The organism is Peribacillus sp. 05N428, assembly GCF_056397085.1.
Genome location: NZ_JBFTMS010000018.1, coordinates 13579 through 36912, shown reverse-complemented (window position 1 = coordinate 36912; position 23334 = coordinate 13579). Strand labels below are relative to the sequence as shown.

The following is a 23334-nucleotide window of genomic DNA, read 5'->3' as shown; positions in this document are numbered from 1 at the left end:
GTTCTTCCAGACTTTTAAATGAAATCAGGATATCTTGTCCAAATCAGTCATTTCGGTCTGTTGCATGGAGATATGTTTAGTCAGGGCACTTACAAGGAATGTTACTAATATATTAATCAACAAAGCTATGACTCCTGTACTGATATCATTAATTACATGTGGGGTATTTGGCAGGAATGTAGCAACCTTCACCTCTGCAATTGTCGCATATAAAACAATCAGGACACCTGCCAATATTCCAGCCATCGCACCATACTTATTGATTATATTGGTTTTTGGCAAACTGAAAAACAAGGACGGGGCCAGTTGCGTAATTAAACTGTAAGACATGATATTCAGGATGGCCAAAGCCTCGCCGCCTGTAACCGTTACAATTAAAGCAATGATTGAGATACCAATAATGATTATCCTTGAGACAATCAATTGATGTGTTTCAGTCGCAGCAGGGACCAGAACTTTGAAAAAACTATTTGTCAGACCTACCGATGCTGCCATTAGCATGACTGAAGCCGGTACTAGTGCCGTCAATAAACCTGCAGCTCCGATAACCCCTATCACCCATGGATCGAATGTTTGAATCGCCAGCCTTAAAAGTGAGAGATCACCATCCGCTCCTTGCAAACCCGGGATTTCCATGATGGCTGTAAATCCAATGAAAAAAACGAACAGCAGCAACAATGTGTATAAGGGTAATGCAATCGCATTTTTGCGAAGGGTCCTTTCCCCATTGGACGATAATACGACCATGAATGTTTGTGGCAGCAAATAAAATCCTAGTGCATTCAGCAAAACGGTGGACACAAACCAGGACTGACTCAATCCCTGATCCGCCAAAACCAACATTTCCGGTTTAGCAGCTTGCACGGACTCGAACATTGGCTGTATGCCTCCGAAGTAATGAACTGGAATGTACATCCCTAAAAAGATGACGACCACCAAAATCATGAAATCTTTCAGTATCGCTGTCCATGCCGAACCATGAATGCCTGAAATCATTACATAGGTAGTTACAACCACAGCACCGATCACACTTGCAGCAACTGGTGAAATTGCTCCGTATGATGCTTCTGAAACAATGATGCCCAATCCTTTGAGCTGTATGACTATGTAAGGAACGAGGGCTAAGCTTCCCAATACAGCAACGATCATCCCCATAGACCTGCTTTTATATTTAGATGCAAAATACTCTGGCTGAGAGATAATGGAATGTCGTTTTGAATATCTCCATATTTTAGGGACGAGCCAATATGATAGGACATAAGCTAAGAAAATATAGGCGGGAACATAATAAGCAGCGGCACCTTTTGAGTATGCCCACCCACTTCCGCCCAGGAATGTAAAAGTTGTATAAATTTCACCTGCTATCAAGAGAAAAATGAAGAATGTACCGAAGCCCCTGCCCCCTACGGCAAATTGCTCCATATCCATATCCTTCCCTTTTCTTGCTTTAATCCCTAAATAAAGTGCTAGAACCAAGAATATGGCAATGATGAACAATGAGATATTCATTCAGATTCACTCCCTTTATTATCAGGATCGAACTTATAGACGATCATTAAGATAATCGATGCCATCACCATCCAAAATGCAACCCAAAATAACAAAAAAGGCATTCCCAATATGTACGGTTCTATTTTATTTGCATAGGGCAATAAACCTAAAAACCCTATAAATGGAACAAAAAGCAATAGCTTAATAGCATCCAAATTATACCCTCCCCCATTTAGGTTCCTTTCAGGATGCATCACCATCAGTCAAGCTGACTTTCATACTGAACTGATGGTTTGATGGCACCCTTCGGTCACTGTTATTTGCTGTATTCAACCAACCATATTTCCGCTTAAGATGACTGGATGGCAAGGACCGTTTCCAATATTACATTGACGCCTTTTTCACAATCTTCCCAAGTAGTAAGTTCCTCTTCGCAATGGCTTTTACCGTTGATGCTTGGGACGAAAACCATGGCAGTAGGTATATAACTAGCTATAAACTGTGCATCATGTCCTGCACCGCTTACCATTCTTTTATAGGGTAGGCCTAGATAATTGGTCGATTGCTCAAGCAAATTGCAAATGGATTTGTCGAACCAAACGGTATCCCTGTCCCACAATTTTTTCGCTTGGATGTCACAGCCGTCTTCTGAACCTGTAGTTATAAGGCTTTTAATGACTTCCTCCACCTTTTCGATGACGTTGGAATCTTTATGTCTTGCCTCTAGCGAAAAAACCACTTTATTAGGGATGACCGTATGGATATTCGGAAACACATTCACTCTGCCCATCGTAAAAACCAAATCGTCATCAAGCATGCCTAGCTTCTGACGAGCCTCCATAATCAAGCTATTCGCAGTGAAGAAAGCATCTTTTCTCATATTCATTGGGGTGGTTCCTGCATGATCGGATTCGCCTGTAACTTCTATCTCATAGCACACCATACCAAGGACACATTCAACGACACCGATCGTGAGAGATTCACGTTCAAGAATGGGCCCTTGTTCAATATGCAACTCTAGAAATGCAGTCGCTTCTTTTAAACGAGACTCTTGATCCCCTGCATATCCAATGGCATTCAAAGCACTTTCGAAAGTGGTTCCTTCACTATCCGTCTTTTGCAGCATGACGGATTTTTCGAATTTACCCGAAAGAACTCCCGAAGACATCATGGAAGGTTCGAATCTGGCCCCCTCTTCGTTCGTAAAATTGACGATCATTACCGGAATTTTAGGCTGGATATTATTATCGACCAGAGTACGCACGACTTCCAAGCCTGCAGCTACACCCAAGATACCATCAAACCGCCCGCCCTTTTTTACGGTATCCATATGGGATCCCATTACAATAGGTGGTTTGTTTTCAAGTCCCGCTAAAGTGGCGTAAATATTCCCCATATCATCAACCTTAATGGTCATACCCAATTCTTTACAGCAAGCGCAAAAATAATCACGGACTAATCGATCTTCGTCGGAAAGGGATAGCCGTGTGACCCCGTTGTTTTCTGTGCGTCCAAAATCAGCAAATTTCTCTAGCGTACGACTCAGCCTCTCACCATTAATTAATAATTTTTGCTTTTTCATAGCGAATATCCCCCTTTTAGATAACCTGCTAAATCCTTTTCGTTCGCTTAAGCCAAAAAAATGCAAGTGAAGGTCTTGTTGTTTTAGAATAGTCACGCTAGATTATATTTCCACCATTGTTTCCCTATGATAAAGAATCTCCCCATTCAAAATCGTAGATTCAACTTTCAAATCCTTGATATTTTGGGAATCCACTTTCAATATACTATCATTCAATACTACTAAATCGGCGAGCTTCCCTGCCTCCAGGCTGCCTTTGACTTCTTCATCGAAACTAGCAAACGCACCATTCCATGTGTATAGTTTAATGGCTTCCAATACGCTAATCGATTGAATCTCACCTATTTCCGTACCAGACCTGCTTGTTCTATTAACAGCAACGTGTATGCCTAATATAGGGTTGTGATCAGTAACGGGAGCATCTGAACCAGCTGCGGCCAAGATGCCATTATCAATAAAATCACGGGCAGCGTACATATGGTTGACCCTATTGCCGTAATGTTCAATATATATATCACCGAATTCATAAGGAAATGGGGGGTTGGGGATTGGGATGACGCCAAGTTCTTTCATCCTCTTTTGTAAATCTGGCGAAGATATTCCAGCATGCTCAATTCTATGTCTATGATCTTTTCTGGGCGATTCATTCAAAGCCTTTTCCACGCAATTTAAATACATCTCTATTGCCCTGTCTCCTTGGGCATGGACTGTGATCTGAAAGCCTCTTTTATGTGCCTGACCTAATACTTGATGGATCTCCTCTTCTTTATAATAAAGAATCCCGGAATAACCAGGATCACTCGTATAAGGCTCACGGGTGGCAATTGTCGGACCGGTACTGCTGCCATCCGTAAACAATTTGGCTGGTCCGATTTTGAATCTTTCGTCCCCCGTTCCGGTTATCACTCCCGAATCTACCATTTTATTCACAAATTCATGAGAATTATTCAATGAACCGACCATCGCATAGATACGGACACGAATGTCCTTATTTTTTATGGCCTGCTGCATTAAACGGAAACTGTCAGGACCATGAGCACCAGCTTCATGAATGCTTGTAATGCCTGCTTCAATGAAATGTCCCGATGCTATTTTGACCGCCTTCAACAGTTCACTTTCTGAATAGCTTGCTCTGTCGGCCATTATCATATTTGCTGTTTCAATGAGTTTTCCTGTAAGCCTCCCCGCTCCATCCTTTTCAATGATCCCACCAGTTGGATTCTCTGAGTTTTCATCAATTCTAGCAATCTCAAGCGCCCTGCTATTCACCACGCTTATATGGCTGCATGTGCGATTCACGATAATGGGATGGTCTGTTGAAATAGCATCCAATTCCGCTATTGTTGGATAACGTTTTTCTTTCACTGCGGTCTCATTGAAGCCCCAAGCCCGAATCCACTCACCTTTAGGGATCGTCGAAGCTTTCTTCTTCAGATCGATTAACAAATCTTCTATAGATTTGATATGTTCAGCTTTACAGCTCACTGCCAATTGATTGACACCATACAAGATAAGATGAATATGAGAATCTATAAACCCGGGAAGTAAGGACTTTCCCTGCAAATCAATCACATTTGTTTCTTCTCCGATAAATACCTTGATTTCCTGATTCGTTCCGACTGCCGAGATACGGTCACCGTTAATTGCCAGGGCTTCCGCGACTTCATTTTTTTGATTTACGGTTATGACTTCGCCGTTTATGAACACGATATCAGCTTTCAACCAACACACCCCTTCCTTTTTGTTTCACCCTCAGTTCTGCCACCTCTTCCTTTGCTGTCCCCGCCGCCACTTATCGGAATATTCTGTTTTCAACAGATTCATTATATCCACACCAGATTGTGAAATCATTAGACAAATAGTTAAAAATATCATCGTTTTTTTATACCTTTTATATAATTATGTCTTATTTCCCATGGTTTGCTGGCACCAGCCCCCTCTATTCCTAAGGGGACTATAACCAATCAAAAAAGGATAGATTCAGCTGCTTATTTGCTTATCTATCCCGCCATTATTCAATTACAACCGATTGTTTCTCCCGATAATGCCAATGGTCAAATACTGTTTGTTAGCTTTAAAATCCCATGTCCAGTATCGAAGGCTTAATTCACTTTTTTCCACTTTTTCAATAAACGTTTTTACCCCTATCAAGGCTGCCCCATATCCCACGTTCGAGGCCAATGCAAAGATGGCATTCAGCCCTTCGTTAATGGTATCCATATACTCAGGTTCGATTTTTAAGATATCAGTCCATGTAATACAGAATCCATTTTGCTTGGAACATTTATAAATAGAGTGATTCACTGTACGAACGATTTCATCCCTTACATCCAAAATTCCATTCTTCATCTCTTCTGCATCTTCTTTCCGATAGTGGTTTACATGATCGGAAAGAAGCTCCATGGCCCAATTATAAAATAGTTGAGTATAAATGGCGGAAGTTGCCACGATATCAAAATCATTATAATAATTAGCAAAAACACGTTCAGAAAGCTGACCTAACCGATTCTCGGTATCCTTTAAATACCGAATAATTCCCTTTGCCGTTTCACCACGATTCAGCATGGAAGATAGGTGGTGATCAAAATCCACTTTATCGAGGCCTGTTACATCAATTTCAATAAGTTGAATTTTCTCCCGGGTCCGTTCAGGCAAATTTGCCGTACCCTTTTCCATACTTTCCATATCTATATCAAATAAATATATGGAGTTGCATTTAGTTGCCAGATACTCTATATCCAAATCATCGCAATTGCCTGCTCCGACGATAGCCACTTTATCTACGAACGCTTTTTTCGAAAAAACGGCATCGAATAAACCTGTAACTTGTATACGATGCTGTTTCCACTGCAACTTTCTGTATTCATCCCGATTAAGGTTCATTTTTCTTTGATAGGTTTCCAAGTCAATCTCTCCCTTTAGGGTACTAAGGATTTTATTGTAACAAAGTATCCCGATCTTTTGGAGGGCAGGTAATTAAGATTTCGCACTGGGGAAAAGATAGGCTCAATTTCCATAGTAAAATGAGTGATAAAGATGTTAGAATAATATGGGAATTATTTTAAAGTAGCAGTGATTACAGGAGGGTGTTCCTTGAGCAAAACAAAGAAGATTTTACTTACTTTATTAGGTGTTTTTTCAATCATCTTGGTCGGTGTGGTAATCCTATTGTTTTCATTCACACAGAGCATGAAAGCAGATCCTGATGAAGAAAAGAAAATCCGGGATCAAGCTGAAAGATATTTAAAGGAAAATTTTGATGAAGGAACCGAAATATATGATGTCCTATATGACAATATGGGAAACCGGGGCTATTTTGAATACGCAGCTAAAGTGAAACATAAAAAATATGGTACGCATTTTCTCGTTTTCTTTAATGATGAAACAGGGGAAATGGAGGATACATTTATTTCTGATAAATGGCAAGATGATGCAGAGAAAGAAATTAGGCCATATGTTGAAAAAGAACTGGGTGACGTGTTGATTTCCAAGGAAATGGAAGATATTGCAGAAAGCGAAGATTGGGAGGAGATTCAAGAAGAAATAGGCGATTATAATCAATTACTCTTGGTCTTTAATGAGGAGATCGGTAAAGAAATGAAGATTGATCCGAATAAACCAGCCAGCTATAAAGATTACGAAGTTTCCCCAACCATTCGGATTACCCTTTCACGTAAGAAACAGGATGCAGATGAAGACCGCTTTACCGCAGTTATCAATGCCCTAAAAAAAGATAGAGTCCTTAAACACGGAAATATGATTGTAGAATATATTAGTACCAATGGTGTGCCACTTGAAGATGACGAATGGCATAAAAAGTTTTAAACCATCATATAGTTTAACAGGAAGGTAAAGAGCAGTCGCTCTTTACCTTTTTTGTATATGGGAAACAAATCCTTCAAAAGCACTTTCCTCTAGTAAACTATCCAATTTTTTTGTCCGAAATATTCTTGATTCTTCTGATCGTCTTTTTTTTCATGCTATTTGCCGCTAGTACACAAACCATACTGAAGATGAATAAACAAAGGAAAAAAATCCATGCTGCACGGTAGCTTTCTGTCAAATCATAGATTACACCCGAAACGATCACACCCAATGAGCCTGCCGCCACAAAAAAAACTTGCACAATGCCAAAAATGGAGCCAAAGTCTTTCTTTCCAAAGATATCATTTGTCATGAAGGGAGGCCCTAGTGTCGATATTACAATGCTAAAGCCAAAGGCGATGGCGAATAGGAATGCGAATGCCTGTGTCTTCGCTAACAATAGTGCTGCCATTGCCATCGTCATGCAAACACCTACATAAATGGCACCGCCTGCCGTACCGAACTTATCCAATATAGCTCCTAAAATCAATTTCCCTACCGTATTTGCCAAAGAGAGGATACCAAAAATGGTTCCAGCAAAGATGGCTGGATGCCCTATATCGATCAGGTATGCCGGGATATGCATTTGCACCCCGCCTGCAACTAATGCAAAACAAACGATTCCCAGAACGAAAATCCAAAACATTGCTGTCTTCTTGGCTTCCCCCATCATTAAGCCATTCTGTTCAGATTCCCCAGTAGTTTCGGCCATTTCCATTTTGTCAGAACCTAGTGGAACGAGCCCCTTTTCTGCGGGACTTTTCTTTGCAAAAAGAAGAACCAAGGGTAATGTTAAAGCAATTATCAGTATCCCTGCTATTACGTAGGCTGTTCTCCAACCATAATTTGAGATTAAGTTTGTAATGATCGGACTGAGTGCTGCTGCCCCTATTCCCGATCCGGCAAATGCCAAACCCATGGCTTTTCCTTTTTTCTCATAAAACCAATTGGTTAACATGATTGATATGGGAATATTGGAAAAGCCTGCAACACAAATGCCAATTAAAAAGCCTATGATACAAAAATATACAGCTGAGTTGGCAAGCGAGTATGACATGAATCCTGCTCCGGCCATTACTACGCAAATTGACATGATCAACTTCATATTCCCTTTAGCGAGTAATTTACCCATGATAGGAGAAGCAACAGCCACGCCAAGGCCCGCAACGGAAAGTGCAATGGAAAAAGTGGTTCTGCTTATTCCTAAATCCTCTGTAACCGGAACCATGAACAAACTGTGCAAGGAATTTATTATCGAAAATCCGGCGAACATTATGAAAAAGCCACACAACACAACATACCACCCATAGAAAATCCCTTTAGAATCTTGTGCCAATTACAGAACCCCCAGTCCATATTCACAGTGAATTCCCTGCCTATTTTATGAGAACTCATCCTATTTCCATATAACAGGTCTTCTCACGGGTATATTCAAGAATGGAATCCGTTCCGAATCCACTATTTTTTTGGCCTCCGAATGGGAGTTCAGGTCCCACCCTGCGAAACAAGTTCACCCATACATTCCCCGATTCCAGTTTGCGGACCATCCGGTGTGCCCGATTCAAATTCGAGGTCCATACTCCAGCTCCTAAACCAAAATCACTGTCATTAGCTATGGTGATGGCTTCCTCTTCCGTATCAAAGGGGATAACGGTCGCTACCGGACCGAAGATTTCTTCTTGACAGATACGGAGAGAATTACTATTGACCTTGATCAATGTTGGCTCAACCCAATAGCCATCGGCTAATTTAGGTTCATCAGGTAATAGGCTGACACCTCCATGACGGCCACCGATGATGATTTCCCCTCCTTCCTTTTGACCTAAATCTATATAGGAGAGGATTTTTTCATATTGAGCAACGTTAGCGATCGGTCCCATTGAAGTGGCTGGATTCATCGGATCACCCAGTTGAATTTGATGTTCTATCACTTCTTTCATCCTATTAATCATTTCATCGAATATGGACCTTTGAATTAGAATCCTCGATCCGCCTACACATAGTTGTCCTGCGTTACCGCTAAATATCCCAAAGCTTGTCACCCCTTGCGCTGCTTTTTCAAGGTTTGCATCCGCAAAGACTATGTTTGGCGATTTCCCGCCCAGTTCCAAAATCATTGGCTTAGGATTACGTGCAGTCGATTGAGCTATGGCCCTTGCCGTTCCTCCAGAACCGGTCAGACTGATTTTGTTCACATCTGGATGGCTTACTAGAGTATCCCCCACTTCCGCTCCAGTTCCTGATACAACATTCAGGATACCTGGCGGGAGGATTTCATTAATCAGGTCTCCGTATCGCAATGAAGCGACAGAAGCCAATTCAGATGGTTTGATAATGACAGCATTTCCTGCCGCAATCGCATAAGCCGCTTTAATGGTAAAAGTGAAAAGCGGTGAGTTCCATGGAAGGATTCCTACAACTACCCCTAGAGGTTCCCTCAAAGAATAACCCACGCTTGAAGGTCCCAATTGGACCGTATCTCCCTTACTTCCAATAGCTGTAGCCCCTGCTGCATCATACCAAAGGCTTGCTAAGCTGGGAATGAGGCCGTGACTCGTTTCCCTGATCACCCAACCATTGTCTCTTGATTCCAACTCAGCTAGCTCTTCACCATGCTTTACGACCTTGTCACCTATTTTCCTCAGGTAAACTGCCCTTTCCATAGCTGGCCTCGAAGACCAATCGGCAAAAGCGCTTCGGGCTGCTTCCACCGCCGCTTCAGCATCTTGGACCATACTGCAAGGAATGGTTGCCCAAACCCTGCCTGTCGACGGATCGTAACTCTCAATCCTCTTCCCGGAAGAAGCGGGAACCAGATCGCCATTTATCATATTCTGGTACTCTTTCACTTTATATGAAATTTCCAACCTTCATCTCCACCCTTCGGCTTTGTTAAACATGATTGTAACCCTTTCTGCTTTTTTACCAACCTAATGCCGTAGCGGCCTGTTTGTAATATTGTTCCGTGCTTCCTAAATAATTCTCATAGAACCTTGCACGCTTAACAAAAAGGTGACAATCCATTTCTTCTGTAAACCCTATTCCTCCATGAATCTGAATATTGTCTGACGAAATACGTACGAATGCTTTCGTGGCAAATATTCGTGCACAAGATATGGCTTGAACTCGATCTTCTGCACCGCTTTCCAATGCCCAGTTAGCATAATAAGCTAAAGATCTGGCGGTTTCGAGATCCATTTTCATATCGACGATCCTATGTTTAATCGCTTGGAATCTTCCTATGGGCTGACCAAACTGTTCACGGATCTTCGCATACTCTGCAGACATCTCCACCACTTTCTCCATACACCCGATTATTAATGCCGAGAGAGCGGCATTGAAAGAGAGTAACCCTTCTTGGATGGCATCCCACCCTTGATGCATCGATCCAAGTATTTGATCCATTGGAATTTCGACATCATTGAAAGCCAATGCTGCCAAATGTCGGGTTTCATCAATGTTTTTCTGGCTTTCAATCGTCACATTCGTTTCATTTCGATCGACGATAAGAAGTGTGATCCCTTCATTTCGTTTACCTTTGCCTGTGCGGACTAATACGATATAATGATCAGCCAACTCCGCATCGGGAACCATTGATTTCACTCCGCTCAATATCAACCGACCGTTTAGGGATTTTGCCTCCAAGTTAATACCAGAAGGACCGTAACTTCCACCTTGTTCTAACCAAGCTAGCGAGAATGTTTTTATACCGGCCGAAATTTCGGCTAAATACCTATCTTTTTGTCCTTCCGTACCGAATTTCTCTATTAATGGCACAGCTAATGCATTCGTTTCTAAGTATAAACCCGGCAATAAAGAACGGCCGGTTTCTTCCAGTACAGGTATCAAATCAAGGGGACCTAAACCCATTCCCCCGTGACCTTCAGATATATTAATACTTGTACACCCTAAATCGGCAAGCCCGGATAATATGGCCCTTAGAGATCCAGTTTCACCCTCTATGTATGCACGGGCCGTTTTTGTTTGCCCAGCACCATCTAAATATTTCCGGACATATCCACGAAACATTTCTTGTTCTTGATTTAAAGAAAAATCCACGTTCATTCCCCCCTTTTCATCTTAACGTCCCATATCTTTCGGTAAACCTAAAATCCTTTCCCCTATCGTATTCTTTTGTATTTCGCTCGTTCCGCCTCCAATTGTTTGTCCAAAAGAATAAAGGTAATTATCCTGCCAATATGAGTTGGACGTGATTGCATCTTCTTTCCACAGAATACCCTTATGTCCCTGTAAAGAAATAGATTGGGACAACAGCACTTTAGTAAGTTCACTTACCATCAATTTATCCATCGAACCTTCTGCTCCTGGATGACCATTTTTTAATGTCTTAGTTAAATTACGATAATAGTTCAAAAGTGAACCGCGCGAGCGAGTATATAAATCTACCATTGTATGACGAACAAGCGGATTGTCCATCAATGGCTCATCATCTTCCTTCAATTCTTTAGCTAAGGCTACAAGTTCATTAAATTGTTGCTCCAATGTAAAAACTTGCGCCCCGATTCCCGTTCTTTCATGCATGAGCAATGCAATCGTAACTTTCCAGCCCTCATCCACTTCCCCAACTATTTCAGCATCGTATGCAATCGCATCATTCAGATAGACTTCATTAAAATCATGCTGACCATCCATTTGAATGATGGGCCTTGTTTCCACCCCCGGCTGATTCATATCCAATAGGAAAACCGTTATCCCTTTATGCTTTTTATCAAAACGATTCGTCCGAGCCAGTAAAAAGCATCGATCAGCTAAGTGGCCAAAGCTTGTCCAAACCTTCTGACCATTAATGATCCACCGATCTCCTTCCTTTACGGCGCTTGTTTGAATGGCGGATAAATCGGATCCAGCATTCGGTTCGGAATATCCTTGACACCATACTTCCTCTCCTGTGAGAATTTTTTGGATATATTTTGCTTTTTGTTCGTCCGTTCCAATCTGCATTAGAGTGGGTCCCACCATATGGATGCCTACATAATTCACAAGCGCCGGAGCTTTTACTCTTACCATTTCCTGTTGATAAACTATTTCCTCCATCAACGTCGCTTCTCGTCCGCCGTATTTTTTTGGCCAGGCAATCGCGGCCCAGCCACCTTCATATAATTTCCTTTGCCAATTCCTGAGGAAAACGGCATACTCCCCTCCTTCATCTTTTGAAACATTACTGGTTCCTTCAAGCCAACCTTCAGGTAAATTTCCTTCAAGCCACGCTCTCAATTCAAGACGGAATTCTTCTTCCTTGGTTGTAAATGAAAAATCCATAGATTAGTTTCCTCCTTTAATGCTTGCAAATTACACTTCTATGACTGAATCCATTGCGGCAGTGACCGTTCATCCGTAATTTCCTTCCAAACCATCTTAACTGGCATACCCATTTCAATAGCTTCTGGTGAACAATGCAGAATATTTCCGATTAACTTGACCTGGGGCAGAGTATCTAATTCGACTATGGCAATTACAAGCGGTAAATCATCCTGGAATCCAGGTAAGAAGGGCCGATAGGAAACGATATATGAATAGACTTTACCGTTAATATCGCTGCCTTGGCTTTCCCAGCTAAGTTCCGAACTGCCACATTTTGCACAGCTCGGACCGGGAGGGTGTGAATATTGATGGCAGCAATTGCATTTTTGAAGAATCAGTTCATGACGATCTGCACCATCCCAATATGGACTATTATCCTGTGTTTTTAGCGGAATAGGTTTTTGGTATTCCATTTTGTTCCCTCCTAATTTCTTAAAATCATGGCACCGGCCATATCCGGTCCAGCCCAGCCAGTACAAATTCCGATTTCACAATTTTCCACTTGCCGATCGGTTCCTTTGTATTCGTGACGAACTTGACGAACGATTTCCAATACGTTATTCATTCCATGTGTATATCCTTCCGATAGCATTCCTCCTGCTGTATTCGAAGGTAATTTCCCGCCGATCCGCAAGTTTCCTTCGGCTACAAAGTCACCGACCTCTCCGCGCGGTGCAAATCCATAAGCCTCCAACTGCCGAAGTACAACCCAGCTATAACAGTCATATATGGATGCAACGTCAATATCTTCAGGTTTTACTCCAGCCATTTTATATACTTCAGGCGCGACATAGTCAGCAGCCACTTCGGTTAAATCATTCCAATAATGTGCATGGGACACACACTGCCTAGCAGATAAACCCATGATGTATACCGGTCTGGACTTGCATCCTTTCGCACGTTCTGCTGAAGTGACAATGATTGCATTGGCTTCATCTGATTCCAGGCAGAAATCATGTTTTTTAAATGGATAGCTTAAATAGGGCGTTTTAAGATATTCCTCCATCGTTAATGGTTTACCATAAAAGTATGCTTTAGGATTCCTTTGAGCATGTTCGTAAAAAGCTAAACAGACATGCCCAAGATGTTCCTCTGTCAGCCCGGTTTCATGCATATGTCGCGTCGCAAAAAGTCCGAACCACTGAGCCGGACTGCCAGCACCGTAAGGAATGATGAAGCTTCCGCCTTCTATGGCTGTTTGAAGCATATTCACATCCCAGCCGCCTCCGCCCATCCGTACGCCTGAGCGTCCATTCATGGAACGATAAATCAACACCGTATTCAATTGACCTGATTCGATTAATCCAACAGCGTCAGCTATCAGCATTTCGGTACTGCTTCCCCCGCCCAAAATATCCTTTACATATTTGGGACGGACCCCTAAATATGTTGCTAATTGATGAGATGTACAAGAATCGTTTTCCGAATAGCTCATGAACCCATCAATATCTTTCGCTTGAAGCCCAGCATCATTCAATGCTGCCCGAGCAGCGTCCAACGCCAAATGTAACGGGGTTGTACCGGAATTCTTAGAACGCTCACTTTCCCCTACACCGACAATGGCATAGCGATTTTTAATGCTTTCCATACAAAAGCCTCCTTTTTAATAAATTGAAACCCTTATTGAACCCGTAAAACCACTTCACCTGAACCCACAACTTGCTCTGGTTCCTTCTCAGCAATTAGATCCAGTCTTACAAAGCGTTGACCTCCTTCTTCATATAAATCTTTCACGAAAGCAGAACATGTGAGTCGATCTCCTGGTACGGTTACGGCACCGACCCTCATTTTAAAGTTTGCCGGCACAGCATGATCACCAGCCAGTTTCATTACATATTCACCAAGAAACCCCATTACCAGCATTCCATGAGCAATCACACCATTCATGCCAATCTCCTGTGCGAATGCATCATCTGTATGCAATGGATTGAAATCTCCTGAAGCACCGGCATATTTAACAAGTTGCACCTTGGTTACTGGTGGCTTGATGAAAGGTTCAAGTCTTTGCCCCTCATGTAAACTTTCATAGTTCAACATCCCTGATTCCTCCTGTTTTCAGTTTGCTAGAATTTGATAATGATACTTTAATACCATTAATCATCGGGATGTTTTTTCAGACAGGAGCCTAATGGGCCGATAAATGATATTTGTTCGGCTTATGACGACCATTTCACCTGACTCATCTTTCATTTCTGTATCAAGTATCAAGAACTGCATCTTTCCATTTCTTCCTTCCCGTTCGTATACATTTGATACTTTCATCTGACAATGCAACCTATCACCGGGCCTAATGGGGCGGGAATAAATAAACTCCTGTTCACCATGCAGCATTCTCTTTTGTTCGAGGCCCAAGTCAAGGCTTTCGCCGCTATCCTGACCAATGGCAATCGGGAAGGTTGGTGGTGCAATAATGCCACCATATGAAGTTTTCGCAGCAAATTCTTCATCCACATATAAGGGATTAATATCACCAATTGCCTCAGCAAATTGCCTGATATGCCTTTTTTCGACTTCAAATATAAATTCAGCTCCCGTTAATCCTTTCAAATGATCAAGTTCCATATGCACTCTACCCCCTAATAACGGTATTATCAGTTACATTATTTTTCACAACAATCATGGCATCAGCAGCTTTTATTCCGTTTTCATATACCAGCAAAGGATTAATGTCCAATTCGTCAATGGAATGTTTATAATCTGTAACTATAGCGGAAACCTTTAATAACACATCAATGATGGCTTCGATATCAACCGGTGCTTTCCCCCGTGCTCCCAATAAAATGTCCTTGCCCTTGATTTCTTCAATCATTTCAAGTGCATCTTGCCTTGACAATGGAGCAATTCTAAACGATATATCTTTGTAGATCTCAACGAATATTCCCCCTAGACCAAACATGATAACCGGTCCAAATACAGGATCATCACTTGCACCAACAATGATTTCCACTCCATCAGGCAACATTTCCTGAACGGAAATGCCGTATATAGTAGCATCAGGTTTATAATCTAGTGCATTCCGCTTAATATCTGTGAAAGCTTTCCTGACTTCAAGATCAGTCCTTACATTCAATCGAATGGCATCCGCTTCCGTCTTATGCGGGATATCCGGTGAATCGACCTTTAACACAACCGGATAACCGATACTGTTAGCGAATTGTACTGCATCGTTTTCATTTTCAGCTATTACACGCTTCGTGGTAGCAATCCGGTATCGTTCCAAAACCATACTAGCTTCGGATTCACTTAATGCAGTACCGGGCTTCAGCATGTCTTGTAAGCTTTGTTTCTCAATTTTCTTAGTAATAATGGAAGCTTGATTTTCTAGATTCTTCCGATAAAATTCACTGTATTCAACCAGTTTCGCCAGCCCTCTTATCGGATTAAGGTTCCCGGGGATCACCGGTATGCCATTTTTCACGAGCTCAGCGGTACCAAGCGGAAGTGTCATGCCGTCTAATGGAAAAGTAGTAATGAATACAAATTTATCTGAGCATGTACAAATTTCAATGAACTCTTGAAGCAAAGGGTGTTCGGCAGTCCAATTAAAGGGAAACTCAGTAAAAATGATGTTATCGACATCCGGATCTTCTACAAGTGCTCTCAATGGTGCAAGAAATAACTCAGGATTGGAAACTGATGCGGCCGCTGTTAAATCCACAGGGTTGGAAGCGCTTGCATATTCGGGTATATTACGTTTGATTTCTGTTATTGTCTTTGAGCTCAGTGGGTTGATGGTAAGTCCGTATGATTCACAGCGATCCGCTTCATTTATTCCCCTCCCGCCTGAACTGGTGATAATAACCGTATTGCGTCCATTTGGAAGCTTCTTTGATAGGAATAGCTTTGAAAAAGATATGATATCTTCATAATCGTCGGCCCTTACGATGCCAACTTGCTTAAAAAAGGCATCATATACTTGATCCGATCCCGCAAGTGAACCTGTATGTGAAGCTGCAGCTCTGCTTCCGGCCTTGCTCCTCCCGGTTTTCATGACAATTATGGGTTTATTTCTATCCAATGCCTCTTTTGCCAGGCTTCGTAATTTTTCCGGGTTTTTTGCACCTTCCAAGTAGCCGCTTATCACACTTGTTTTTGAATCATGAATCATATATTCAATGACATCCGAGAATTCAGTTTCCATTTCATTTCCAACACTCACGAAATAATTGAAACTCAATCCATTCTGAGCTGCTGCCATATAAGTCAAAACACCAAACGCACCGCTTTGGGAAACATATCCTACCCCTCTTTGGTCATTTATTGGCACTGATTGAATGGCAGGGGAAAAAGTGCCAATCAAGCCATTCGACAAATTCACTAATCCAACACAATTGGGACCCACTATCCGTATTCCATTCTTTCTTGCAATATCTGTTAACAATTTCTGTTGCTTGATGCCTTCTTTTCCTGTTTCAGAAAAACCCGCAGCAAAAATGATGGCTGCTTTCACTTTCTTTCGTGCACAATCCTCTAATCCTTGCTGGACCTGATTCGCCCCAAGGCAAAAAATGGCTAAATCAATTTCATTCGGAACATCTGACAAAGATTCATAGCACTTAATCCCTTCAATCTCTTTTGCATTACGGTTGATTGGGTAAATCTCCCCATTAAAATGACCATCCAAAAGGGCTTTGACCTGTAAATTCCCAATTTTGTATTCACTCTTGGAGGCACCTAGGATTGCAATGGACCTTGGATTGAATAACGGCTCAAGAGTTTCATGAGAATTGTTTGAATGTTTATTTTCTATCATGAATCTTCCCCCCTACTTAAAAAAAGATATCTTTGAATCAATCTTACATGGAGGGGTTTAATAATCTTGAAATTCATAGTTTGTTAAATTCATTTAAAACATTAGGCAGTTAATTATTTTTTATAGACTAAATTTCACTTAGGCAGCAGGGTCAAAAGAATAGAATGAAAAATATGTGTTCTGGATGACCCCGACTTCATACAGCAATAGCCCCGACATTGGAACAAGATAAACGCCAATGCTTTTTATGTATATGGCAACACAAATAAACCCTATTCCTTAATTAGGAATAGGGTTTATTTGTTCAAGATCCATTAATATGTTGCTGTTTTTCTAGCCATTTCTTCATTTTCGTTTGAATTTTAGTGGATGGAATTTTCATCCCCCGCTCTATGTTACTGACGTATGGGGCTGATATCTCCAGTTCTTCTGCTAATTGATATAAGGAAAGGTTGAGTTTTTTTCTTGTGATTCTTATTTGCTCACCAATATGTTCACTGCTCTTCAGGCCACCAGGGGCTTGCTTTGCAAGCCGATTGCCAGTGTGAGACTTTTGTTTTTTTTCTATAGATCGATATTGCTCCTTTATGATATCAGGCGGTTCTATTAATATCATCGAATTCAGCCAAATACTGGCCCAGCCTTTATAATCGGCTATGGATTCATCCCACTTTTCATAATGCCAAGATGCAATTACTCCATCATTCTGTAGAACATCCAAAGCTTTCTCGAAACGTTCCCTAGTACGAGATGGTGTACGGTCATTTAATTTTTCACCGATCGATTCCAATAAGGTACTCGTTTTATTCGGCTGTAAAAAGTCTCCTTTCCTTGCTTGGGTCCTCCATCGCCAGCTTAAATATCTTGTAAGCCTTTTTTCCCAAAGTTGCTTATATGGATTATATTGAAGTGCCTTTATTGAAAGAAGGGCAACTTGCCTTGCAGAACCATTAAGATATTTAGCAAAAACATTATCAATCGTGTACGTTATTTTTTTCCTGCCTGCTTCCTCAGATATATCATATTCCACACCAGCATAATCTTTAAAGATAAACGTCCTTCCTTGTAGCTTTGTCTGAACAGGCTTACCATTTTCATAGATGGTAGCTTTGTTAATGTTAATCCAGATGCTTTGTATATTTTTAAGCGATTTCAAAATTTGTTCACGCTGTTTAGCTTCGTAACCACCCCGACGTCCGAACCCACCAAGTTTTGGCTTCAATCCTCTTATTGAAAGGAGGTCATTTAAATAAATCTCCACTGTTTCCTCATTATGAGCAGCCTTTGACAGGAAAAGGCTGCAAAGAGCATCAAAAACATCCACATCCACATCAGATAAAGAGTGGACTCGGTTCCAAGCTTCTTTTACATTCGTCTGCTCAAAGGTTTTTTGATCTTCTCCAAAAGGGAGCATTTGTATGAAACCTTCCGTATTCCCCTTTAATATTGGTGTTGCCGGCCAAGGGATGTTTCCAATGATTTCGAATTTTTTTTTATAAATAGCTTCTCTAACCGACTGATATGGGGGACTATTCATTACAAGTAAATGATCTTTGATGGCAAAGCTGAAAGCAAAGTCCCTCATCGTGGATAATAATAAATCTGATGTTTGAAAATCCCTCTTAAAACATAGCAGGTTTTCTATCTTTTCGATCGTATTGTTTTCGATATTAAATTCATTCATGATCTTTTCGATCCACTCTTTAATATATTCATTAACGATATCTGTTACTTTCGATAAAAATGGAGTGTTTTCAGTAAAATGTTTAGTTAGATGATGGTAAAATAATTTATTTAATGCTTCTTCCTCAAGTCTTTCCATTTCTTTAAAGCCTTTTGATAAGGCTATTTCTTCAAGGACCCATTCTTTGACTAGCAGTCTAAACCAGCTATAAAATTCCTCCCAAACCGATTTCTCAGCCAAAAAGGTTTCATTCTTTAATTTTTTTTCCATTTGATAAATGGAGTCTTCCAATAACTGTTTATCTTTTAAAATAGCATGACTTTTTGTAGTAACCCTTTCATATTCACTTAATAGATGAAATACGACATGTTGGGCAATATGTGATAATGTTTCATTTCTCGCCGTTAACCTCAGCTTGGCAAATAGCTCTTCGTTCTCTTTATATGCATGTTCCCAAATAACAAAACTTTTATTATTCATTCCATCTTTAAAAGTTAGAAACCCTTTCGCCCCTTTTAACTTGTGTGTTTTGAATTTATTATTGAGATCATGGTATTGATTGTTTTGCTCATATATGCAAAGAACCAAAAAATTATTTATTTTGTTTGACCAGCGGTTTGATAAATACTTAAGGCTCTCATTCCTTTGGTTCGGTTCCATTCTTACGCTATATCCATCATTGCAATTCAACATGAATACCTCCCAGTTCAAACTGCTGCAAAATACAAAGTACTCAGTGTGTTAGATGAAAAAAAGTCGCGAAAAAATTTTATGTTACTAAATATTTTAAATCTTTTTTATATATTCCATATAAAAATGAAAAATCCTTCCATGCATTTAAGGTGAAACCGCTACTTTTTATGAATAAATGTAACTAGTAAAATATATTCAATATCTTCAGAATCTTCCTTCGGCCACCGATTCCGATTGGTAACGCTATCACTTCCATTCCTGGAATAAAAATCTTAACAATCTCAGATTTCAAAGGATTTCAGCCAATTCCCTTCATACCCCGCATGGTACTATATCCTATTCATAAATAATCAATAATAGGAATTTTACCCCAGGACTTTTACCCTTTTTTCAATCGTATAAATATTCAAAAAAATGTCGAGTTGAGTCATCTATCCTTTTACCCTTATACTAGGGTAGAAAAATCGAAGGAGGAATTACATATGAAAAAGGAAATTTCAATCATTGGTGTGCCAATGGATCTTGGTCAAACTAGAAGAGGAGTAGATATGGGGCCAAGTGCCATCAGATATGCAGGATTAAGTGAAAGACTTGAAAACATTGGCTATACTGTCCGTGATGAAGGTGATATTAAAGTAGAAATACAGGAAAGAGCACAAAGTGATAGTGACACAAATTTAAAGAATCTGCAGGATGTAGCAGAAGGTAATGAAAAATTGAGTCAAAAAGTGGATGAAGTCATCCAAGCAAATCGTTTTCCTTTAGTTTTAGGGGGAGATCACAGCATTGCTATCGGGACATTAGCAGGTTTAGCGAAGCATACTGAAAACTTAGGGGTAATATGGTATGATGCACATGGAGATTTAAATACTGCCGAAACTTCCCCATCAGGAAACATACACGGTATGTCCCTAGCCGTAAGTTTGGGTCTTGGCCACCCTGCACTGACAAACATCGGCGGATATTCTCCTAAAGTCAAACCAGAGAACATTGTCATCATTGGTGCCCGTTCTTTAGACCAAGGTGAGAAAGAGTTAATCAGGGAAAAAGGAATTAAAGTCTATACGATGCATGAGATTGATAGAATGGGTATGACAAAAGTGATGGAAGAATCGATCGCCTATCTGAAAGAACGTACGGACCTTGTACATTTATCACTTGATCTTGATGGTCTTGATCCAGATGATGCACCTGGGGTCGGTACGCCTGTAATGGGAGGCATTAGCTACCGTGAAAGCCATCTTGCCATGGAAATGCTGGCTGAAGCTAATATCATTACATCGGCAGAGTTTGTTGAGATAAACCCAATATTGGACGAGCATAATAAAACGGCTGAAGTTGCTGTCGCATTAATGGGCTCATTACTTGGGGAAAAATTACTTTATGGAGCGGAAGAACATATCACTCCTGATTTATTGGCTCAAATTAAATAATCGGACACTTTGTTTTTGATAGAAAGATAGAGAGTTCTTTAAAGTGATACTCCATAGGAAAAAGCCCATACTTCATTTATGAGCTTCTTCCTCCATTGGCGGATGATCGATTTGAATCAATTTACATCCCTAGTTTCCTGACGTTTGGCTTCCTTTTCTTTAATAAGCGGCGCTTTCGAAATTAATTCTGCATAGGTACCTATGTATATTGACTCATGCTTATTTAATGCAGAAGTAATCTCCTTTCGGAGGGAATTCGACATCATCTAAGAATCAGATTCTAAGCTATTAGACTTGTGAAAACAAAAATTCCCTAATAACGTCCATAAATGAAACCGTTTGCACCCATCAGGTAAAGGAGTTTTTCAATGAAAACAGCAGAAAATCAACCAAATGAATTAAAACGGAGCATGAAAGCAAGACATTTATTTATGATTTCAATAGGGGGATGTATTGGTACGGGCTTTTTCATCGGTTCGGGCTATACCATTCATGAAGCAGGAGCTTTCGGCGCTATCCTCTCTTACATAGTCGGCGGCTTCATCATGTATTTAACGATGCTTTGTCTAGGTGAACTATCCGTTGCGATGCMTGTTTCCGGTTCGTTTCAGACATATGCGACAAAGTTCATCGGTCCTGGCACCGGGTTTGCCATTGGATGGCTCTACTGGTTAGGCTGGGCAGTTACAGTTGCCTTGGAGTTTCTGGCGGCAGGTCAGCTTATGCAAAGATGGTTCCCTGAATCACCCGTTTGGATGTGGTGTGCAATCTTTGCTTTTCTCATCTTTTCACTAAACGCCTTATCAGCAAAGGCATTTGGCGAATCGGAATTTGTTTTTTCTAGCATAAAAGTATTGGCCATCATTCTGTTCATCATCGTTGGCGGTGCTGCTATGTTTGGTTTGATTGATATGAAAGGTGGACAAGAGACTCCATTTTTCTCAAACTTTTTCGCTGAGGGTCTTTTCCCTAATGGGATATCGGCCCTGCTAATCACCATGATTACAGTGAACTTTTCCTTCCAGGGCACAGAGTTAATCGGAATTGCCGCTGGAGAAAGTGAAAACCCGGAAAAGGTCATACCAAAATCCATCAAACAAACGGTGTGGAGAACCCTTTTCTTCTTTGTTCTTTCGGTCACTGTACTTTCGGCGATGATTCCAAGGGAAAAAGCAGGTATCTCAGAAAGTCCATTCGTTGTTGTACTAGATAGCATCGGAGTTCCGTATGCAGCTGACATCATGAACTTCATCATTCTTACAGCACTATTGTCAGTGGCGAACTCCGGCCTTTATGCTGCCACACGTATGCTCTACTCCCTTTCAAGGGAAGGTATGGCAAGTCCGAAGCTCGGTTTGGTGAATAAGAGAGGAATTCCACTTAATGCCCTGCTCATCACCCTGGCGATTGCCGGTTTGTCTTTACTTTCTAGTGTAGTAGCTGCAGACACAATATTTGTCTTTCTTCTCTCCCTTGCAGGATTAGGTGCACAAATTGGCTGGATTGCCATATCTGCTAGTCTTCTTGCTTTTAGAAGATCATATACCCGCCAAGGTGGAAAGATAGAAAATCTGAAATTCAAAGTTCCGCTATACCCATTCATCCCCATTCTTGCTTTAGTAACAAACTGCATCGTCATGATCAGTTTAGCATTTGTTCCTGAGCAGCGAATGGCCCTGTATTGCGGGGGAGCATTCTTCCTTGGATGTTATGCGGTTTATCACTTTAGAGTGAAGAAAAACAAGACCATAGAAACGCCTAAGCAGGAAGTTGAATTAAATGCCGGTAAAAAAATGGTCATTTAATCCAGAACGCTGCGAAGTATAGTAAGTGGTGAAAAGCGATCTTTACAATCCATCAAGATTGCTTTTCAAAGAAGAAATACCCTGGATGTTTACACACCCAGGGTATTTCTTTTATTTAGTCACCATTCCTGCCAGCTACCCAATGGTAAACCGCTTTCCAGCTTTTTTAGTTCCCCTAACTACCCCTGTATATAAATAGGAAGTTAAATTTCCAATTCCATCTGGGCAATAAAAACAAATATCAAAACAAAAAAATCATCTTAATCGATGATTTTATATTGTGCAAATTCCTTTAATTTAGGCAGGATTGGCTCTAAAATTTCCTTGGCTATGTAATCGGTGTCCAATCCAATGAAGCGTTCACTTTCCATGTCGACCGATCTCGCATTTTCCGGGTCATCACAAAAAATAAACGATATGATTCCGTTCTCTTCCGTCATATCTACATATTTAAATGTAATGTCATGTTTCGTAAGACAACTTTCAAACGCAATGCACAATTCATCTATATTTGATTGACTAATAGATGTGAATTTCATATTGATCATCCCCTCTGCTAAAGGATAGCAAAATATAGCATGAATTTCAAAGCGAAATTCGTGTCCCATTCTTATGTTCTTCTGACACTTTCGACCAAAGGAACCATGGCAACAAAAAAGCCTCGTTTGGAATATCACCATATGAAGCCTTTTGATGAATGTCATGAC

19 protein-coding genes are annotated in these 23334 nt (G+C 40.8%); 3 read left to right on the top strand and 16 right to left on the bottom strand.

What is annotated here, in order from left to right; all coding sequences use genetic code 11:
- Nucleotides 1–24: 24 nt before the first annotated feature.
- The 5 genes from AC1DIV_RS16985 to AC1DIV_RS16965 all read right to left on the bottom strand — a co-directional run bounded on the left by AC1DIV_RS16985 (nucleotide 25) and on the right by AC1DIV_RS16965 (nucleotide 5977).
- Complete coding sequence (locus AC1DIV_RS16985; protein ID WP_340876414.1) at nucleotides 25–1509, bottom strand: sodium:solute symporter family protein; 1485 nt, start codon at nucleotides 1507–1509, stop codon at nucleotides 25–27.
- On the bottom strand, nucleotides 1506–1706 hold the full coding sequence (locus AC1DIV_RS16980) for a DUF3311 domain-containing protein (RefSeq protein ID WP_053534973.1): 201 nt from the start codon (nucleotides 1704–1706) through the stop codon (nucleotides 1506–1508). The genes AC1DIV_RS16985 and AC1DIV_RS16980 overlap by 4 nt, the downstream gene beginning before the upstream one ends.
- Before the next feature lie 134 nt (nucleotides 1707–1840).
- Nucleotides 1841–3073 carry a Zn-dependent hydrolase gene (locus AC1DIV_RS16975; RefSeq protein WP_340876413.1) on the bottom strand — a complete coding sequence of 411 codons (1233 nt, stop codon included), beginning with the start codon at nucleotides 3071–3073 and terminating at the stop codon, nucleotides 1841–1843.
- Nucleotides 3074–3175: 102 nt separating this feature from the next.
- On the bottom strand, nucleotides 3176–4795 hold the full coding sequence (locus AC1DIV_RS16970) for an amidohydrolase (protein WP_340876412.1): 1620 nt from the start codon (nucleotides 4793–4795) through the stop codon (nucleotides 3176–3178).
- A 297-nt stretch (nucleotides 4796–5092) separates the two neighbouring features.
- Nucleotides 5093–5977 (bottom strand): hypothetical protein, encoded by an 885-nt coding sequence (locus AC1DIV_RS16965; protein WP_340876411.1) that lies wholly within the window; start codon nucleotides 5975–5977, stop codon nucleotides 5093–5095.
- A 189-nt stretch (nucleotides 5978–6166) separates the two neighbouring features.
- Between AC1DIV_RS16965 and AC1DIV_RS16960 the strand changes: the two genes are divergently transcribed.
- The gene (locus AC1DIV_RS16960) at nucleotides 6167–6898 is read left to right on the top strand and encodes a hypothetical protein (RefSeq protein ID WP_340876409.1); all 732 of its coding nucleotides are present in this window, start codon (nucleotides 6167–6169) and stop codon (nucleotides 6896–6898) included.
- A gap of 97 nt (nucleotides 6899–6995) precedes the next feature.
- Here the strand turns inward: AC1DIV_RS16960 and AC1DIV_RS16955 are convergent, their stop codons facing one another.
- The 10 genes from AC1DIV_RS16955 to AC1DIV_RS16910 all read right to left on the bottom strand — a co-directional run bounded on the left by AC1DIV_RS16955 (nucleotide 6996) and on the right by AC1DIV_RS16910 (nucleotide 19389).
- Entirely contained in the window at nucleotides 6996–8273 is a 1278-nt protein-coding gene (locus AC1DIV_RS16955; protein WP_340876408.1) for an MFS transporter, read from the bottom strand.
- Nucleotides 8274–8328: 55 nt separating this feature from the next.
- Complete coding sequence (locus tag AC1DIV_RS16950) at nucleotides 8329–9804, bottom strand: aldehyde dehydrogenase family protein (protein ID WP_340876407.1); 1476 nt, start codon at nucleotides 9802–9804, stop codon at nucleotides 8329–8331.
- Nucleotides 9805–9859: 55 nt separating this feature from the next.
- Nucleotides 9860–11002, bottom strand: coding sequence for an acyl-CoA dehydrogenase family protein (locus tag AC1DIV_RS16945; RefSeq protein WP_340876405.1), 1143 nt, complete (start codon nucleotides 11000–11002; stop codon nucleotides 9860–9862).
- A 15-nt stretch (nucleotides 11003–11017) separates the two neighbouring features.
- Entirely contained in the window at nucleotides 11018–12217 is a 1200-nt protein-coding gene (locus tag AC1DIV_RS16940; RefSeq protein WP_340876404.1) for an acyl-CoA dehydrogenase family protein, read from the bottom strand.
- Between the two features lie 38 nt (nucleotides 12218–12255).
- A complete protein-coding gene (locus AC1DIV_RS16935; protein WP_323596782.1) occupies nucleotides 12256–12672 on the bottom strand; it encodes a Zn-ribbon domain-containing OB-fold protein in 417 nt (138 codons plus the stop codon).
- Nucleotides 12673–12683: 11 nt separating this feature from the next.
- The gene (locus AC1DIV_RS16930; protein ID WP_340876403.1) at nucleotides 12684–13847 is read right to left on the bottom strand and encodes a thiolase C-terminal domain-containing protein; all 1164 of its coding nucleotides are present in this window, start codon (nucleotides 13845–13847) and stop codon (nucleotides 12684–12686) included.
- A gap of 32 nt (nucleotides 13848–13879) precedes the next feature.
- Complete coding sequence (locus AC1DIV_RS16925) at nucleotides 13880–14296, bottom strand: MaoC/PaaZ C-terminal domain-containing protein (protein ID WP_340876402.1); 417 nt, start codon at nucleotides 14294–14296, stop codon at nucleotides 13880–13882.
- Nucleotides 14297–14356: 60 nt separating this feature from the next.
- On the bottom strand, nucleotides 14357–14821 hold the full coding sequence (locus tag AC1DIV_RS16920; protein ID WP_323596779.1) for a MaoC family dehydratase N-terminal domain-containing protein: 465 nt from the start codon (nucleotides 14819–14821) through the stop codon (nucleotides 14357–14359).
- A 7-nt stretch (nucleotides 14822–14828) separates the two neighbouring features.
- Nucleotides 14829–17012: an acetate--CoA ligase family protein gene (locus AC1DIV_RS16915; RefSeq protein WP_340876401.1), complete on the bottom strand. Its 2184-nt coding sequence runs from the start codon at nucleotides 17010–17012 to the stop codon at nucleotides 14829–14831.
- Nucleotides 17013–17316: 304 nt separating this feature from the next.
- Nucleotides 17317–19389: a helix-turn-helix domain-containing protein gene (locus AC1DIV_RS16910; RefSeq protein ID WP_340876399.1), complete on the bottom strand. Its 2073-nt coding sequence runs from the start codon at nucleotides 19387–19389 to the stop codon at nucleotides 17317–17319.
- A 482-nt stretch (nucleotides 19390–19871) separates the two neighbouring features.
- Here AC1DIV_RS16910 and rocF point away from each other — a divergent pair, with 482 nt between their 5' ends.
- Together rocF and AC1DIV_RS16900 are read left to right on the top strand one after the other, a co-directional pair.
- Entirely contained in the window at nucleotides 19872–20822 is a 951-nt protein-coding gene (rocF, locus tag AC1DIV_RS16905) for an arginase (protein WP_340876397.1), read from the top strand.
- Nucleotides 20823–21190: 368 nt separating this feature from the next.
- Nucleotides 21191–22627 carry an amino acid permease gene (locus AC1DIV_RS16900; protein ID WP_477576947.1) on the top strand — a complete coding sequence of 479 codons (1437 nt, stop codon included), beginning with the start codon at nucleotides 21191–21193 and terminating at the stop codon, nucleotides 22625–22627.
- A 260-nt stretch (nucleotides 22628–22887) separates the two neighbouring features.
- Here the strand turns inward: AC1DIV_RS16900 and AC1DIV_RS16895 are convergent, their stop codons facing one another.
- Nucleotides 22888–23166 carry a hypothetical protein gene (locus tag AC1DIV_RS16895; RefSeq protein WP_157830982.1) on the bottom strand — a complete coding sequence of 93 codons (279 nt, stop codon included), beginning with the start codon at nucleotides 23164–23166 and terminating at the stop codon, nucleotides 22888–22890.
- Nucleotides 23167–23334 lie beyond the last annotated feature (168 nt).